The sequence below is a fragment of the Acaryochloris sp. 'Moss Beach' genome (genome assembly GCF_021497025.1).
Classification (GTDB): Bacteria; Cyanobacteriota; Cyanobacteriia; order Thermosynechococcales; family Thermosynechococcaceae; genus Acaryochloris; species Acaryochloris marina_A.
Genome location: NZ_CP071717.1, coordinates 4,493,287 through 4,507,885, shown reverse-complemented (window position 1 = coordinate 4,507,885; position 14,599 = coordinate 4,493,287). Strand labels below are relative to the sequence as shown.

Below are 14,599 nucleotides of genomic sequence, written 5' to 3'. Positions count from 1 at the left end.
TCATCTGTAATAGGTCTAAATAGGGCAGGGAGGACGTTTCCCAGTTTGAGAGTATCATCCTGAAGGTATCTGAAGCAGCCCAATCACTAAAGAACAGTCGTTGGGTTAGAAAATACGCGAGAAAATTGCTGAAAGTTCTCCAAAACCAGCCCAGTTCCCATCACAACACAACAGAGCGGATCTGACGCAATATGGACAACAATCCCAGTTTCATGGCTAATCAGCTTATCTAAGCCTTTCAGTAAGGCGCCGCCGCCCGCCAACATAATGCCGCGGTCTACAATATCTGCCGCTAATTCCGGGGGCATTCGCTCTAAGGTACGCTTGACTGCTTCCACAATTGAAGAGAGAGGCTCAGTCATGCTCTCGCGAATCTCGGGTCCCTTGACTAGCACCGTTCGAGGTAGTCCAGACAGGAGGTGTAGTCCTCTGACCTCCATATTGGCATCATCATTATCGTTGGTGGGATAGGCCGACCCAATTCGTATTTTGATATCTTCTGCAGTCCGTTCACCAATGACTAGGTTGTGGACTTTCTTCATATACTGAGCAATCGACTCGGTGAGTTCGTCACCCGCAACCCGAACCGATTCACTGATCACACTCCCTTGTAAACTCATCACCGCAACTTCAGTGGTACCACCTCCGATATCGATGATCATGTTTCCAGTGGGCTCATCAACAGGCATTCCTGCCCCAATGGCTGCGGCCACAGGCTCATCAAGTAGGTGAACTTCCCGGGCACCCGCTTGGCTGGCGGCCTCCATCACAGCCCGTCGCTCTACTCCCGTTACACCACTGGGGATACCCACGACCACACGAGGAGACACTAAGCTTTTACCCCCATGAACCCGGCGGATAAAATGCTGCAGCATCAGTTCAGCTTTCTCAAAGTCTGCAATCACACCATCTCGCAAAGGTCGAATCGCTACAACGTTGCCAGGGGTACGGCCTAACATCATTTTGGCATCGGCCCCTACAGCTAGGGTTTGCTTAGTGACTTGATCCACCGCAACAACCGAAGGTTCTTGCAGTACGATCCCTTTACCTGATACATAAGCCAGAGTGTTTGCTGTACCAAGGTCAATGCCAATATCCCGAGAGAAGCGACTGAAAAGGCCCACTATTTCCTACCTTTGAAAAATTTATAACTAAGCTACTTTATCTGCACTCAAATTGTAAACGTGCTGGATTCTATTACGTTTTTGTTAAATCGTCTAGTTCTATCGGATATTTATTAGATTTCTAATCCAGATAACGGATTACCCTCGGAGCTGCCCCAGCTTTAAATTCAGAATGGATAGACCAAAGATCAGTAGGAATAACACTAGCCCCATAGCACAAGCATAGCTATAGCCATTGCCAACTTCAGAAAAAGCCTGCTCATATAGATTAGCAACAATCGTGATCGTACTCCCCAAGACACCACCGCCAGGGGTCATGACATAAACTTCCTCAAATACCTTGGCCGCAGAGATGGCTGAAATCACGGAAACTAGCATTAAATAGGGCTTCATCAAGGGAATCGTGATATCCCAATGTTTTTGCCAACCATCGGCACCATCAATCGCCGCAGCCTCATAGAGATCTTGGGGAATGGATTGTAACCCCGCTAAATAAATCACCATGTAATATCCCAACCCTTTCCAAACCGTGACTGCCATCACGCAGTAAAGGGCAATATCAGGATTTTGCAGCCAAACAATGGGATCACCTGTCCAGCCAAACTGACCCAGGAGCGTTTCCATTAGTGGGTTCTGGGTAATTAAACGGATTCCTTGATTCAATAAACCGCGTTCATCGTATAGCCATTTCCAAGCAATGCCCGCCACCACCATCGAAATCACAACAGGAGTATAGTAAGCGGCGCGAAACCAATGGATTCCCTTCAATTTCTGATTGACGAGGATCGCTAATCCTAAGGGCATAATCACCAAGATAGGAACGACACCCATCAGGTAAATCAACGAATTCTTCAAGCTTTGCCAAAAAACATCATCTGTCCAAAGCTGCTCAAAGTTACCGAGGCCAATCCATTCTGGAGTTTGGCCCAGGGTCTCAAATTGCGTAAAACTCAGGTAAAACGCTTGCAGGGCTGGCCAAAATACACTCAAGCTGAGAATACAAAGGGCAGGGGCCAGAAATAGATAAGGGGCCGCAGTGGACCAAGACAATTTACGGAGGGACATGGGGTCTCTTACTAGCAGAGGACTAAATTGAAGAGCAGGGCACCATAAAAACGGGCTAGGGAAGGTCTTGAGTCTATATTGATCTATTCGGGAACAGGGTTGTATAGCTGAAGAATTTCCTGAAAGGTATGCTTGAGCTTCGCCTGAAATCCTACAGGAGGAGGGGTATTTCCGAGAAAGGTCCAATCTCCAATGGTTGAGAATCGCCATCGTTGGCTGCCAAATGGGCCAAAACAGGATGCTTCGATGCCAATCAAACGGTTGTCATGCATTCGCAGTTGGACCAGGGTATGTCCTGCCGGCAAATTAAATCCCATATCGATTGAATAGGGATCCACCCATTCTTGAGTATCTGGGTCATTCGTCCAAGGCTTCAGATTAGCTTTGACGTCAGGAAATTGCCGCTTAAACAAGTTAACAATGGCAGCTATTTTAGTTGCAGATTCAGGGTTTGTGGCTTGCTCAGCCGCATTCATCCGGACCACTCCTTCAAATTATCTGAGTCCTACTGGGCAGAGTGTAAGTCAAATGAGGTTGGCTTAACGTCTTTACAATACTTTAACGGGACTCTCGATATTAGCAAGGGTTCGGAACCACTCAGGCGCAGATCTCAGGCTTTCAGTCACCATATTGTTCTGAACTCAAGGCTCAGCTACAGTTTGCCAAGGCGGTAAAAACAGTTCTAGGTGAGCCCACAGGAGCGCTTTATTACCTGCCCTTGTGGAAAAATGCTATCGTGTCGCTGTCCCCCCGTTGATGCAAGAGTCATGAACCGGCTCTGTCCCCATTGTTTTTATCAAAATGAGCCTGGGAAGCAGAGTAGCTGTGCCCGATGTCAGCAGGACTTAACCAATGTCCCCTGCTGTCAAAATTGTGGCGCGACCCAGCTCGAATTTGCGCGATATTGCTATCACTGTGGCCTTAGACTTTTGCCTGCGAACCTCATTGATACCAACAGTTTTGCCTATCTAAAGCATGCCAAAAATAGGTCAACAGCCGTTGATCTAGGTCTTGAAGTCGAGCTAGTCGAACAATTTGATCCTCAGGCAACCCAATTTCAGCAGGAGTCTCTTCGCCTCCTGCATGTTCAATCTGGGACCCTATTGGCCTTACCTGCTAGAGCTAATCCTATTTTGATTGGGAAGGCCGGGGCAGGACGTTGCCCCCATATTGACGTACTCGATTTTCCCAATTCTGAAGTGGTTTCTCGCCAGCAAGCTAGCTTACATGTCGTGCGGAAACAATGTGCGATCGCAGATTTAGACAGCACCAACGGCACCTATATCAATGCCGTCCCCTTACCCGCCGGTCATCACCAACTCCTGCAATTCGGTGATCGGATCAACTTTGGTCCAGCTGATAAATTCACCTTGCTCTTTATTCGAGAATTACCCATCAACCTAAAACATTTACAGACCCTTTCAGGTGGGGATGGAGAATTTGAGCATGAGATTTTAGAAACCTATGGGCAACGTGCTCAGCAAAGTTTAGAACAAATGAAGGCTGCCTTAGTGCAGCAGGATCAAGAACAATTGGTCTCTACAGCTGAAGACTTGACCCTTGCTAGCTATAATGTCGGCGCTCAAGTTGTTCATTTACTCGCCTCTCAATTTCAAACACCCCGTCAAGACAATGCTGCCAATTTTGATCGTCAACTCTTAAAGGTGATTGAAGAGGCGCTCCAGAAAGTGCGATTCTTTACTAAGGTTTACTATTAGTCCGTATTTTAACCACTCGATATTCGCCACATCCCTATGCTCAATGTTGATTCCCAAGCCGCACTTCTGGTTCTAGCTGATGGCAGTTCATATCGTGGGTGGTCCTTTGGTGCACCTGGCACTGCAGTGGGGGAAGTGGTTTTTAATACCGGCATGACAGGCTATCAAGAAGTCCTCACTGATCCCAGCTATTGTGGACAGCTCGTCACCTTTACTTATCCTGAACTCGGTAACACAGGCGTCAATATAGAAGACGAAGAATCAGACCGTCCTCAAGTCAGAGGGGCCATTGCTCGAAACCTTTGTCACCAGCCCAGCAATTGGCGATCCACCCAACCCCTATCCAACTATCTACAACAACACCACATCCCTGGCATTTATGGGATTGACACGCGAGCGCTGACTCGAAAAATCCGTTCTACAGGTGCCATGAATGGAGCAATCTCCACCGAAATCCTAGACCCGAAAGCTTTATTAGAAAAAGTGTTGCTAGCTCCCTCCATGGAAGGGTTGAATTTGGCAGAGCGGGTCACCACCCAAGCCGCTTACGAATGGATAGACCCAACCCCTGCAGCTTGGGAATTTAGCGAATCCACTCCCCCTGTAGACTCAACTCAACCTCCTCTGACTGTCGTAGCCCTCGATTTTGGGATCAAGCGGAATATCCTGCGACGCTTAGCGAGCTATGGATGTCGAATCATTGTGGTTCCGGCTCATACCTCTGCTGCTGAGATTCTCAGTCATAAGCCTGATGGTATTTTCTTGTCCAATGGCCCCGGGGATCCAGCCGCTGTATCTGTGGGAATTGAAACGGCAAAATCTCTGCTTGCAGAACAGAAACCTATGTTTGGCATCTGCTTGGGGCACCAGTTATTGGGATTATCCCTGGGTGTCGATACGTTTAAACTCAAATTTGGCCATCGAGGGCTTAATCAACCTGCAGGGCTACAACAACAGGTTGAAATCACTAGTCAGAACCATGGTTTTGCCTTAAGTGCTGAATCCATGGCACAGGCCGAGGTGGAAGTAACACATTTAAATCTCAACGACCAAACGATCGCTGGTCTGAAACATCAATCATTACCTGTCTTTTCCGTGCAATATCACCCCGAAGCCAGTCCTGGACCCCATGATGCAGATTATTTGTTTGCACGCTTTGTGCAGTCCATGCTTGAGCATCGATCTGCGAGCTAAGCCCCATTACTTTCTTCCCATAGCACAGTGACTAAAGACCATCCATCTCACCCTAGACCCTTAGCCGTTGAGATTATTGGGGAAGGCTTTCCCATTCTCTGTTTGCACGGCCACCCAGGCTCAGGTCAGTGTATGGGTATTTTTACCCATTTTTTATCGCAGAATCATAAAACTTTCTCTCCTGATCTGCGGGGGTATGGCCGAAGTCAAACCCATACTGCCTTTGCTATGGGGGATCATATCCAAGATTTAATCCATTTACTAGACCAAAATCATATTCAAAAATGTTTAATTCTTGGATGGTCTTTAGGTGGCATTCTGGCGATGGAATTAGCAATCCGTTATCCAGAAAGGGTCAGCGGGCTAATTCTGGTAGCGACAGCAGCCTATCCCCGCAGTAATCATCCCCCCATTACCTGGAAAGACAATCTCCTCACAGGACTCGCCGGGATCATGAACTGGATACGACCGGGTTGGCGTTGGAATATCAACACCCTAGGGCAGCGCTCCCTATTTCGCTACTTGATGGTGCAGCAAACACCACAGTCTTATGAATACTTAGCTCGCTACGCAGTTCCAGCCTTTATCCGCACTTCTAAGTACGCCCAGGAAGCACTCAATCAAGCTTTAAGGCAGGGATATAACCAAGAAGGACAACTGCAACACATTCAATGTCCTTGCCTAGTATTAGCAGGGGCTCAAGATCGCCACATTACATCAGCAGCCAGTAAAGCCACTGCTGAACTGATCCCTCGCAGTGAATGGATCTGCTACGAGCAGGCCGCTCATCTACTGCCATGGGAAATTCCTGAACAGATAGAGCAGGATCTGCAGATATGGCTAAAGAAGACTCCTAAGATCACCCTTAATTCAGCTAGGGATTGACTTGAACGGTTACTACGGGTTCCACATCCAGTTCATCACAAACCGTCAATTGGGTCGGTTTACAACGTTTCACGTCCGTCACAATCGTTTGAGCCTGCTCAGCCTCTAGGTCCTCAATATAACCAGGCAGAGCCTCTTCTGCGTCTTTTTGACTAATGAAAGGGCCAAAAAAATAGATGCAGACTGGCGAAGATGTCTTGATTTCAACCCACCAGGCTAATCCTAAGCGATTATAGAATTCGGCAAAGCGGCTCGACAAATCTGTGGTGTTATCTTTTGTCGTCATGGTGCAAACATTTTCCTCTGCAATGCTAGATCCTAATTTCAAACCATCTCGGCTAACAGTTTATGGTAGAGCCTCTTTATATTCTGTAACATCTGTAGACGTCAAGGACGCAAATGGAGGGTTTCTACCCAACGTTGGCGATAGACCTCATAGAGGGCCATACCCGTTGCCACAGACGCATTCAAGCTGGCTGTTTTACCCTGTAATGGGATCGAAACCAATTGGTCGCAATGGTGCTGAGTGGAAACACTCAACCCTGGACCTTCAGCACCAATCACTAATACGGTTGGCTCTGTAAAAGTCACTGTATGAATAGACTGCTGCGCTGAGGTACTCAACCCATAGATCCAAAATCCAGCTTTTTTAAGTTGCTCAAGTCCCTGATTGAGGTTGATGACCCGAGCAATCGCCAGAGTTTCCAGGGCACCGGTAGCGACTTTTGCAACAACTGAGGTGACCCCCGAGGCTCTCCTTTGGGGAATAATCACCCCCTGTGCCCCTAAAGCCTCAGCCGTCCGAATCATAGCCCCTAGATTATGGGGATCAGTAATACTATCCGCCGCAATGATGACGGGTTTAGGAGTAGCAGCGCAGGCTTGCTCTATCAATGTGGATACATCTAAATACTCATAGGCAGCCACTTGGGCCGCGATCCCTTGGTGGTTCCCTTGCTGTGTGAGTTGATTGAGCCGACGATGATCCACCTCATCAATAATGGTTCCTTGGGATTTGGCTTGGGTGAGGAGGCTATGAAATCGGGGATCGTAACGCAGGCGGGATACAATCCATACCCGGTTTAGAGAGCGTTGATGTTCTAGAGCTGATAGAACTGAATGACGCCCATAAATTAAATCTCCCTTCTCCTCTTCTTCAGGCTGGGAAGGCTCCTTAGACAGAACTCTAGGCTTCCGGGGCGGCCTTGAGGACGTGGATTGACGGTGTGGCTTTTTGGCCGAAGAATAAGAGCGCTGAGGTTTGCGCGGCTTACTTTTGTCATGATTATTCTGGGATGGCCGCGCTTTGGTCATAGGGATGAAAATCTCGAGCTACGGGACAAAGACTATGTCCGGGGCAAAATTAAACTGAAGCCATTTTAAGCAGGATCAGGCGATGAGAGATCAAACTTAATTTGAGCTAACAGCTCTTCCAATCGGGTGGTATCCGTGAGATAGAGATAACCAATCAAGGCTTCAAAACCCGTCGCATATTGATAAGTCTCTAAGTTAATTCTTTTAGGACCCCCTGCTGCTGCATTTCGACCTTGCTTGAGGATCGCTTGCTCGTTATCAGAAAGCAGTGGATACAGGTCTCGGACAATTTCAGCTTGTGTCTCAGCACGAACATAAGACACCACCTTCTGGTGATAGTCTCGCAACCGAGAGGGAGGCAGAAGACAGTAACGTCTCATAAATAGCTCAAACACAGCATCTCCGATATAGGCAAGAGCTGCTGGCGAAACCGACCTCACTTCTGCAAGAGAAAGGGAAGCTGGCTGTAGAAATGAAAAGGGGAGACAATATAGCATCGCTGTTGCTCAGACACTAAGCAACAAGGAGGGACATCAGGACTCTGCTTTAGGCACGATTTTTAACCTGATTTACCATCAGGATTGGCCGAAAATAATAGATCAGGTTATTTTTCAGCATTTGCGATCGCAGTATCAACGTTGGGTTGCAACGACAGAAAACTTTCCAATCGAACCAGCTTGACCGTTTGGGTCACTCTTGGATTAGAGACAATTTGGAATGATCCCCCTGCAGTTTGCGCTTTTTTAGCCAACTGCACGAGCACTCCCAATCCTGAACTATCAATAAAGTCAATTTTGGAAAGGTCCAAAATGACGTGAAAGGGGCTTTCATCTAGACACTTGGTCATGACCTTGCGAAAGACAGGCTCGGAGAACGCATCTAGTAAGCCCGTAAGGCGAAAAAGCTGGTATTTCTCCCTGATATCTCGCGTGCCTCGTAAGCTTACGGTCAGGGTTAGCTGTTCAGGAATAGTTCCCTCCTAGTACCAAAACGCTAAACAGATGATGAGGGTCCAGTATAGGGTCTTTGAGCAGTTCTTGTCCACTGAAACCAGGAAGAAGCAAAAGGAGTCTAGGATCGCATTAACCAAAGCCCATTATTCTCTCAAAGTCTCAAAAATTAGACATCGGGATCACGGGATCTTCTAACTTCAAAATCTGGTGGGTTTATGGCGCAGACATGAAGACCATAAAATGCCCTCAGATTTTACTCGCTTTAGCGTTCCGGCTAGTGATGGGGGGTAGACCGATGGGAAACTAATTCCACCAGCTTCTGGTAATGATCAGAAACTTCTTGGTTAGGAATGAATTGATCAATAGGAGATACCTCAGTCTTTTGAGATTCCTGGTCCCATACCGATTCTCTTGAAGGAGCGTTCAAACCATTTCTTGGAGCTGAGGGATGAGAATATTGCTGGGGGCTGGTCTTGTCATCGGATAGGTCAGCCACAAAACTCCATAGCTTATGACTAATAGGAGTCGTCTCACCTTCAAGGCTCGAATCACTTCTCGAGTCAACCCTCTGGGAGTTCAGCTCAATCGGGGAACTGGGGCTCTGCTGTTTCAACACCACTTCTGCCGTTGAAACAGTGGGTTGCGGCTGTAGGTTCTGTCTCCTATTCAACCCTAAAGATTTTGAATCAGCCCGTTTATCAGCTGGAATATCTTCTTGTTTAAACTTAATTTGAGGAAATTTGTGACAAATAAGGGCTTCGAATTCTCGGTTGAAGTGATAAAGAGGCTGCCCTTTTCGCTTCCAATCAGCCAGGAGTCCGCCCACTGAGATTGTTTTATATCGGCCTCGATACAATGACTCAATGAGCGCTAACCGCACCCATTCAGGGGAGTAGTCTCCAAACCAACGATCCAGCAAAGATTCTTCGGCTTGGCTCTCAGCTTCGTAGCCATAGTAGGTCAGTAACCCCGTGGTCGTTGTGAGGATGGATTCTGCTGCTGAGTCTGTCATTGATGCCATGGGTGAGGAGGACAGAGATAAGCAAAATCAAACGGTTAGGCAATGTCATCAAATTGAACCATTTAATTCGCACATACAGTCTAATCAATTTACGTGGCTCCAGAGGCAGAATCAGGGATAAATCCTAAAGAATCTGGCGAAATCGATTTAATGCATTCAGCTATTTCCTGGCGGTCGGTATGATACGGATTGTGCCAATTCGTTCATTGCACCTATTAAATCTATGCCAGTTGAAAACTCTTCTCCATCTGCAATCGGTGTCGCCGTTGTCGGCACTGGATTTGGTCAAAAAGTTCATATTCCCGCTTTTCGAGATTTTCCTGGAACCCAACTCTTGGCGGTCTACAACCGAGATGCGGATAAAGCATCTGCGATCGCATCCACAAACAACATCCCCTTCGCCTCCAATAACCTATCTGAGATCGTGGGCAGGCCCGATATCCAGGGCGTTAGCATCTCAACACCACCGTTTCAGCACTATGAGATGGCCGAAATGGTGCTCAATGCAGGGAAACATTTATTCCTGGAAAAACCGACAACCCTGAATGCAGGGGAAGCTCGAAAACTTTATCACCTGATGCAAAAGCAAGGCTTGCAGGCAACCCTCAACTTTGAGTTCCGATTTGTGCCAGCCTGGATGCAGCTCAAAACCTTACTCACCCAAAACTATGTCGGTCAAACACGACTGATCAAAATTGACTGGCTGGTCCCTGGACGAGCCGATCCAACTCGCCCCTGGAGTTGGCATGCTAGCAAAAAACTAGGGGGTGGCTCCCTGGGCGCATTAGCCTCTCACACCTTCGACTATGTTGCCTGGCTTTTTGGTCCAGTGAAGCGGCTCTGCGCCCGACTGATCACCACAATTCCGACCCGTCCCGATCCTGATAGGGGCACGGCCAAAACCGTGGATGCCGATGACACCTGTGTGTTGATGCTAGAGCTACAAGATGGCAGTACTTGCCAAATTAATATCAGTGCCACGACCTATGCAGGTCGTGGGCATTGGGTAGAAGTTTATGGAGATCGAGGCACCCTAGTGCTGGGCAGCAATAATCCCAAGGACTATGTCCATGGCTTTGAATTAAAAGGAAGTCAGTCTGGTGCTGAGTTACAAGACATCCCCATCTCTGATTGGCTGCAATTTCAGCAAACCTATCCTGATGGCCGAATTGCCCCAACCATGAGAGTAGTTGAGCATTGGGTACAAATGATTCAACAAGGACAAGCAGCAGCCCCCTCTCTCAAAGAAGGGGTTTATTCACAACTACTGATGGACTTGGCTCACCAATCTCACCAGCAAGCAGCTTGGGTGGATGTTCCTGACATAGATAGCTTCTTAACAAAACAATAGGCCATGGGCAGTTCATAAATTAGCCCTCACTCATCATTATGAGAGATGCTGAGAGGTAAGATGAATTGCCTATTGCAAAGCGAAGTCATAACGACTATGATTTAATCATTAAATTGCACTCACCTATGGCTCGCATCCTAGACATCCCCATACAATCGATTCGTCGGCCTCTCTACCGGCAAAATGATCCGAAGCGCGTGGAAGCTTTAATGGTCTCCATTGCTGAGATTGGCCTACAAAATCCGATTGAAGTTCTAGAAGTTGAAGGCCAGTATTATGGGTTCTCAGGATGTCATCGTTTTGAAGCCTGTACACGGTTGGGATATCAGACCATTCGTTGTTGTGTTCGCCGTGCCCCACGTTCAGTACTACAGCGACATTTAGCCTAACTCGCCCGTGCACCCTATATTCAAGTATTTTTAGATGTTCATCCCGTAGTGTTTTTTTGAGGTAATCACCATGCAAGCACCTCCTATCAATATCGGTATTTCAGAAAAAGATCGTCAACAAATTGCTGAGGGATTATCCCGTCTCCTCGCCGATACTTACACCCTTTATCTCAAAACTCATAATTTCCATTGGAATGTTACGGGACCTATGTTCCAAACCCTCCACTTAATGTTTGAAGCCCAATATAACGAACTCTCACTAGCTGTAGACGCGGTTGCTGAGCGCATTAGAACCTTGGGATTCCCAGCTCCAGGCACCTACAAAGAATATAGTCAACTGACCTCTATTGACGAAGCAGAAGGGGTTCCTGCTGCTGAAGACATGATCAAAGAACTCGTCGCAGGCCAAGAGGCTGTCGTTCGCACCGCTCGCTCTGTATTTCCCCTAGCAGATGCCGCAAATGATGAACCCACAGCGGATCTGCTCACTCAGCGGATGCAGATTCATGAAAAAACAGCCTGGATGCTACGGAGTTTATTGAACTAGGGGTATCTCCTGAAAATTGTTGTGTATCAATAACCGAGCAAGAGCCAGTACAGAAGTTTTGTACTGGCTCTTGCCTTAATCTCCCCAAGACCAACATCACAATCCCTCAATGGATCAACAGCAATTCGGGGTAAATTCATGCTTACACTACTCCCAAGAAAGAAGATAATGGGTGAGCTGCATGGCTACACTCTCTGGAGTAGCTTATTTAAGGGTTTTTCTTGGATTTTTAATTTAATTCTCAAAAATTAAATTAAAAATTTTTTATTAAACTTGTTGCGTAAGCTACAGCCATCTCTAAAATTTTTGCTTAATATAGATTCATATACAGAATTTATATAGACAAACAAACCCCCCGCCCTTCAGCGGGGGTTATATGTTCTAAAGTCACCGTTACCTCTATGGTGCTAGCCGTTGGATCCCTTAATGCCCCCAATAGGAGGGCCACCGGAAGTGATCATAGAAATGTAGGCGACCATAGCCTAAGAATTGGCCATGAGCTTGTTCTCCTTGAGGAAATGCTGTGACCCCAAACAGATAAACACCACTTGAGCGGGGATTCCGATAGGGACGCAAACCAATGGTGATGGTCTCTCCTGGAGAGATAGGTGGGTCGAAAAATATTGAAATTGAGCCCTTCTCATCTGTGGAAGCTTCAGCGATGGGCAGAAGTTGTTTCTTCTGCTGATTCATATAGGCTTGCGTGCGTTTGAGATTAAAGGATATCGGATCTACCCCTTGTTGCTGGTTAAACATCACGCGCTGAAGCGGTTCGCCGGCATCGTCTGGAACATGCAAGGTAAAGTAATACGTTGCCCCAAAGACACGGGCACTGTTGTAGGTTGTCCGAGCATTTTCTAGGCGAGGAACATTGGCAAAATACGTTGTTCCATCGGCGAGTTCAATGGCTTGAGCTGAAGCCTGAACAAGGCTCCCCAACAATACAGTCGTAGCTAAATTGGCCCCCCAGGCAACGGCCTGATTAGAAGTGAACGGTGGCATTTGTTTGGCCCTCCAAAGTACCATCTACCCAGTTAGGTGCAGAAGCAGAGATCACCAAATTAACTACGAGCAATACAGGGATAGCCCTACTATTGTCAGGTATCGTTTTGGTTATCCATTTGCGTTAATTCCAAACGAATGTTGGCTAACTGGTTGGTCAGGGTTTTGAGTTCTTGTTGGAGAGACGGATCAATGGAAGGGGAAGTTGCCGAAGGAGAGGTGGAACTGCCAGAAGACATGGGATTAGCGTTCACTCCATATTGAGTGGCCACGCCATCAATCATTTTGCGAGCTTCTGACTCAGTAATTTCTCCTTTATCTGCCCAAATCTGAGACAGTTGATCAATGCCGAGATTGAGCTGAGAAATATTTTCCTCACGCTTTTGGGAGTCTTGAAGGGATTCCACCACTGAAGTTGTAGCTCCCAGGGTTACATGAAATCCTTTTTTCAGAAATTCGGTCACCATATCAGGATTCATAACAGGTTGTGTTCCCTCAAAAACAGATCAGACACCATTAGCCTAATGAAAATTGTCACTGTCTGACAACTCCAATGGTGGGATAAACCACATTGAGTCTTTCCCGTGTCATCTTCGAAATTCTAGTGAACGGGGGTAGCATGAACAAATTGAGTGGATAGAACGAACAAGAATGGCAGATCTCTACGTTTCTTGGTCAGAGTATCATCAGCAAATTGAACAACTGGCAGCCCAGATTTATCGTTCAGGCTGGTCATTTAATCAAATTATCTGTTTGGCACGGGGCGGTTTACGGGTGGGAGATCTACTCTCTCGTATTTATCAACAGCCTTTAGCCATATTAGCCACCGCTTCTTATGGTGGAACCAAGGGACAAGATCGTCATCAACTTACCGTCGGCCAAGAGATCACAATGACGACAGAAAACTTGGGCAACCGAATTTTGCTCGTTGATGACTTAGTAGATTCTGGTATCACCCTTGAACAAACTTTAATTTGGCTCCAACAGCGGTATGGCTCTGGAATTGAAGACCTGCGAACAGCTGTGTTGTGGTACAAAGCTTGCTCAAGGATCAAGCCTCACTTTTATGTGGATTATTTACCAGAGAATCCTTGGATCCATCAGCCGTTTGAAAGCTATGAGAAGACTGATATAGAAGCATTAAGCCAGACCTACGCTGCGATAGATTTATCGGCACCCAGGGCATCCTGTAATTAGGACAGCACTACGTTGCATTTTGATTGAGTTCACGCCAATTTGCTGATCAGATGTGTCAATGTTGCTGATTCTAATCCTTGCTTGAATGATGGGCTGCGAGATTAATGAGCGATAATCCTGATCAAATTTTTTATGAAGAATTTTCGAAGAGAGTGTGCCTGAGAATCACCTTTCTGTTATCTCTCTCGGTCTTATTTCTGTCTGCCTGTGGTGGAGTCCCTGACTTACAGGAGGTGGTAGAGGGTGTAGATATTGATCAGAATCCACTGAAGGGAATTGATCAAATCTCTAAATTAGAGAAAGATCTAAAAGATATCGAATCTGAACTAAAGAACCTCAAACCCGTCGATCCCCTCAGTTATAAAGACTTGATCACAGGTTTGCCAGACCAGCCATCGGGTTGGGAAGCTGCAGAGGCCAAGGGCGAATCTACGAACTTTGGAGAGTTTGCCATCAGCCAAGCCAGTCGTTCTTATAAACAAGACGATAAGACCATTAAGGTACAACTCTTTGACTGGGCCCACCATCGGCAACTCTATGCCCCATTTGTGATCAGCGCTCGATTCAGCCAAGAATCCACCGAGGGCTATAGTAAAGGCTTAAAAATTGGCGATGCCTTTGGACGAGAAGAATATACCAATGCGTCTAAGAAAGGGAAGCTCAGTCTACTCGTCGATAAGCGATTTATGGTGGAAGTTGATGGGCGCAACATTGAGCCTAAAGAGCTACAAGACTGGTGGAAGCAGGTCAAGATCAAGAATTTGCGCGCCAAAGCCAAGTAGGGCGCAGCTGCCCTAATGGACCGGGCTTCGACTTCGCTCAGCCCTAGGCTTTGAGGT

Annotated in this window: 18 protein-coding genes; 8 read left to right on the top strand and 10 right to left on the bottom strand. The window is 46.9% G+C overall.

What is annotated here, in order from left to right; genetic code table 11:
* Positions 1-86: 86 nt before the first annotated feature.
* The 3 genes from HRE53_RS21215 to HRE53_RS21205 form a co-directional block, all read right to left on the bottom strand.
* Positions 87-1,124, bottom strand: coding sequence for a rod shape-determining protein (locus HRE53_RS21215; protein ID WP_212665192.1), 1,038 nt, complete (start codon positions 1,122-1,124; stop codon positions 87-89).
* Positions 1,125-1,262: 138 nt separating this feature from the next.
* Positions 1,263-2,189, bottom strand: coding sequence for a carbohydrate ABC transporter permease (locus tag HRE53_RS21210; protein ID WP_212665191.1), 927 nt, complete (start codon positions 2,187-2,189; stop codon positions 1,263-1,265).
* 83 nt (positions 2,190-2,272) lie between these two features.
* Positions 2,273-2,665: a hypothetical protein gene (locus HRE53_RS21205; RefSeq protein WP_212665190.1), complete on the bottom strand. Its 393-nt coding sequence runs from the start codon at positions 2,663-2,665 to the stop codon at positions 2,273-2,275.
* A gap of 291 nt (positions 2,666-2,956) precedes the next feature.
* Here HRE53_RS21205 and HRE53_RS21200 point away from each other — a divergent pair, with 291 nt between their 5' ends.
* Genes HRE53_RS21200 through HRE53_RS21190 form a run of 3 tightly spaced genes read left to right on the top strand, consistent with a single transcriptional unit; the run spans position 2,957 to position 5,986 of the window.
* Positions 2,957-3,907: an FHA domain-containing protein gene (locus HRE53_RS21200; protein ID WP_235107829.1), complete on the top strand. Its 951-nt coding sequence runs from the start codon at positions 2,957-2,959 to the stop codon at positions 3,905-3,907.
* Positions 3,908-3,943: 36 nt separating this feature from the next.
* Positions 3,944-5,101, top strand: coding sequence for a glutamine-hydrolyzing carbamoyl-phosphate synthase small subunit (carA, locus tag HRE53_RS21195; RefSeq protein ID WP_235107828.1), 1,158 nt, complete (start codon positions 3,944-3,946; stop codon positions 5,099-5,101).
* Positions 5,102-5,128: 27 nt separating this feature from the next.
* Positions 5,129-5,986 carry an alpha/beta fold hydrolase gene (locus HRE53_RS21190; protein ID WP_212665187.1) on the top strand — a complete coding sequence of 286 codons (858 nt, stop codon included), beginning with the start codon at positions 5,129-5,131 and terminating at the stop codon, positions 5,984-5,986.
* Here HRE53_RS21190 and HRE53_RS21185 read toward each other — a convergent pair.
* From HRE53_RS21185 to HRE53_RS21165, 5 genes are all read right to left on the bottom strand, one after another.
* Positions 5,976-6,272, bottom strand: a complete 297-nt coding sequence (locus HRE53_RS21185) for a DUF1816 domain-containing protein (RefSeq protein ID WP_235107827.1) — start codon at positions 6,270-6,272, stop codon at positions 5,976-5,978. The two genes, HRE53_RS21190 and HRE53_RS21185, sit on opposite strands and share 11 nt — an antisense overlap.
* A gap of 101 nt (positions 6,273-6,373) precedes the next feature.
* Positions 6,374-7,300 (bottom strand): 23S rRNA (guanosine(2251)-2'-O)-methyltransferase RlmB, encoded by a 927-nt coding sequence (gene rlmB, locus HRE53_RS21180; protein ID WP_212665185.1) that lies wholly within the window; start codon positions 7,298-7,300, stop codon positions 6,374-6,376.
* Between the two features lie 65 nt (positions 7,301-7,365).
* The gene (locus tag HRE53_RS21175) at positions 7,366-7,797 is read right to left on the bottom strand and encodes a Mini-ribonuclease 3 (RefSeq protein ID WP_212665184.1); all 432 of its coding nucleotides are present in this window, start codon (positions 7,795-7,797) and stop codon (positions 7,366-7,368) included.
* A 107-nt stretch (positions 7,798-7,904) separates the two neighbouring features.
* On the bottom strand, positions 7,905-8,270 hold the full coding sequence (locus tag HRE53_RS21170) for an STAS domain-containing protein (protein WP_315874874.1): 366 nt from the start codon (positions 8,268-8,270) through the stop codon (positions 7,905-7,907).
* A gap of 257 nt (positions 8,271-8,527) precedes the next feature.
* A complete protein-coding gene (locus HRE53_RS21165; RefSeq protein ID WP_235107826.1) occupies positions 8,528-9,274 on the bottom strand; it encodes a hypothetical protein in 747 nt (248 codons plus the stop codon).
* A gap of 223 nt (positions 9,275-9,497) precedes the next feature.
* Between HRE53_RS21165 and HRE53_RS21160 the strand changes: the two genes are divergently transcribed.
* The 3 genes from HRE53_RS21160 to HRE53_RS21150 all read left to right on the top strand — a co-directional run bounded on the left by HRE53_RS21160 (position 9,498) and on the right by HRE53_RS21150 (position 11,561).
* Positions 9,498-10,625, top strand: coding sequence for a Gfo/Idh/MocA family protein (locus HRE53_RS21160; protein ID WP_235107825.1), 1,128 nt, complete (start codon positions 9,498-9,500; stop codon positions 10,623-10,625).
* 125 nt (positions 10,626-10,750) lie between these two features.
* Entirely contained in the window at positions 10,751-11,014 is a 264-nt protein-coding gene (locus tag HRE53_RS21155; RefSeq protein ID WP_212665182.1) for a ParB N-terminal domain-containing protein, read from the top strand.
* Between the two features lie 70 nt (positions 11,015-11,084).
* Positions 11,085-11,561 (top strand): Dps family protein, encoded by a 477-nt coding sequence (locus HRE53_RS21150; protein ID WP_212665181.1) that lies wholly within the window; start codon positions 11,085-11,087, stop codon positions 11,559-11,561.
* 423 nt (positions 11,562-11,984) lie between these two features.
* On the opposite strand, the gene HRE53_RS21145 is transcribed toward HRE53_RS21150, so the two are convergent.
* Together HRE53_RS21145 and HRE53_RS21140 are read right to left on the bottom strand one after the other, a co-directional pair.
* Entirely contained in the window at positions 11,985-12,563 is a 579-nt protein-coding gene (locus HRE53_RS21145; protein WP_212665180.1) for a DUF2808 domain-containing protein, read from the bottom strand.
* A gap of 95 nt (positions 12,564-12,658) precedes the next feature.
* Positions 12,659-13,042, bottom strand: a complete 384-nt coding sequence (locus HRE53_RS21140) for a hypothetical protein (protein WP_212665179.1) — start codon at positions 13,040-13,042, stop codon at positions 12,659-12,661.
* Between the two features lie 172 nt (positions 13,043-13,214).
* Between HRE53_RS21140 and HRE53_RS21135 the strand changes: the two genes are divergently transcribed.
* Together HRE53_RS21135 and HRE53_RS21130 are read left to right on the top strand one after the other, a co-directional pair.
* A complete protein-coding gene (locus tag HRE53_RS21135) occupies positions 13,215-13,760 on the top strand; it encodes a phosphoribosyltransferase (protein ID WP_235107824.1) in 546 nt (181 codons plus the stop codon).
* Positions 13,761-13,864: 104 nt separating this feature from the next.
* Complete coding sequence (locus HRE53_RS21130; protein ID WP_235107823.1) at positions 13,865-14,542, top strand: hypothetical protein; 678 nt, start codon at positions 13,865-13,867, stop codon at positions 14,540-14,542.
* Positions 14,543-14,599 lie beyond the last annotated feature (57 nt).

What these genes read in the sequence shown, in the direction of transcription:
- HRE53_RS21210 (WP_212665191.1), bottom strand. Translation starts at nt 2,189, where the DNA reads ATGTCCCTCCGTAAATTGTCTTGGTCCACTGCGGCCCCTTATCTATTT.
- HRE53_RS21205 (WP_212665190.1), bottom strand. Translation starts at nt 2,665, where the DNA reads ATGAATGCGGCTGAGCAAGCCACAAACCCTGAATCTGCAACTAAAATA.
- HRE53_RS21200 (WP_235107829.1), top strand. Translation starts at nt 2,957, where the DNA reads ATGAACCGGCTCTGTCCCCATTGTTTTTATCAAAATGAGCCTGGGAAG.
- carA (WP_235107828.1), top strand. Translation starts at nt 3,944, where the DNA reads ATGCTCAATGTTGATTCCCAAGCCGCACTTCTGGTTCTAGCTGATGGC.
- HRE53_RS21185 (WP_235107827.1), bottom strand. Translation starts at nt 6,272, where the DNA reads ATGACGACAAAAGATAACACCACAGATTTGTCGAGCCGCTTTGCCGAA.
- rlmB (WP_212665185.1), bottom strand. Translation starts at nt 7,300, where the DNA reads ATGACCAAAGCGCGGCCATCCCAGAATAATCATGACAAAAGTAAGCCG.
- HRE53_RS21175 (WP_212665184.1), bottom strand. Translation starts at nt 7,797, where the DNA reads ATGCTATATTGTCTCCCCTTTTCATTTCTACAGCCAGCTTCCCTTTCT.
- HRE53_RS21165 (WP_235107826.1), bottom strand. Translation starts at nt 9,274, where the DNA reads ATGGCATCAATGACAGACTCAGCAGCAGAATCCATCCTCACAACGACC.
- HRE53_RS21160 (WP_235107825.1), top strand. Translation starts at nt 9,498, where the DNA reads ATGCCAGTTGAAAACTCTTCTCCATCTGCAATCGGTGTCGCCGTTGTC.
- HRE53_RS21155 (WP_212665182.1), top strand. Translation starts at nt 10,751, where the DNA reads ATGGCTCGCATCCTAGACATCCCCATACAATCGATTCGTCGGCCTCTC.
- HRE53_RS21150 (WP_212665181.1), top strand. Translation starts at nt 11,085, where the DNA reads ATGCAAGCACCTCCTATCAATATCGGTATTTCAGAAAAAGATCGTCAA.
- HRE53_RS21145 (WP_212665180.1), bottom strand. Translation starts at nt 12,563, where the DNA reads ATGCCACCGTTCACTTCTAATCAGGCCGTTGCCTGGGGGGCCAATTTA.
- HRE53_RS21140 (WP_212665179.1), bottom strand. Translation starts at nt 13,042, where the DNA reads ATGAATCCTGATATGGTGACCGAATTTCTGAAAAAAGGATTTCATGTA.
- HRE53_RS21135 (WP_235107824.1), top strand. Translation starts at nt 13,215, where the DNA reads ATGGCAGATCTCTACGTTTCTTGGTCAGAGTATCATCAGCAAATTGAA.
- HRE53_RS21130 (WP_235107823.1), top strand. Translation starts at nt 13,865, where the DNA reads ATGAGCGATAATCCTGATCAAATTTTTTATGAAGAATTTTCGAAGAGA.